We start from the raw sequence: 761 nt of genomic DNA on the forward strand, positions 1-761 counted from the left end.
TTCCCCGACCGCGTCGTGGTCGGCACCTCCGACGAGCGCGGCCGCAAGGTGATGGGCGACATCTACCGCCCGCTGTCGCTGAACCAGGCGCCGCTGATGTTCACCGCGCGCCGCACCGCCGAGATGATCAAATACGCCGCCAACGCCTTCCTCGCGACCAAGATCACCTTCATCAACGAGATTGCCGACCTGTCGGAAAAGGTCGGTGCCAACGTTCAGGAGGTCGCGCGCGGCATTGGCCTGGACAACCGCATCGGCACCAAGTTCCTGCACGCCGGTCCCGGCTTCGGCGGCTCCTGCTTCCCGAAGGACACCAAGGCGCTGATCAAGATCGCGCAGGACTATGACGTGAATCTGCGCATCGTCGAATCCGTGCTGGCGGTCAACGAGAACCGCAAGCGCGCGATGGCGCGGAAAGTGAGCCAGGCGCTCGGCGGCTCCTTGCGAGGCAAGACCATCGCCGTGCTCGGCCTCACCTTCAAGCCCGACACCGACGACATGCGCGATGCGCCCTCGATTCCGCTGGTGACGGGCTTGCTCGATATGGGCGCCAAGGTGAAGGCGTTCGATCCCGTCGGCATGGAGCAGGCCAAGGGCGAGTTGCCCAACATCACCTATTGCGAAGATGCCTATTCCTGCGCGCAAGGCGCCGATGCGCTGGTCATCGTGACCGAATGGGTCCAGTTCCGCGCGCTCGATCTCGACCGGCTGAAGACCACCATGGCGCAGCCCATCATCGTCGACCTGCGCAACATCTACCG

At 64.4% G+C, this 761-nt stretch carries 1 protein-coding gene; it reads left to right on the forward strand.

Annotated features, from left to right (window positions below):
* On the forward strand, window positions 1-761 hold a 761-nt coding region (locus IF809_RS38655; RefSeq protein WP_462840092.1), incomplete at both ends, for a UDP-glucose dehydrogenase family protein.

The sequence above is a fragment of the Bradyrhizobium sp. UFLA06-24 genome, from assembly GCF_054967145.1.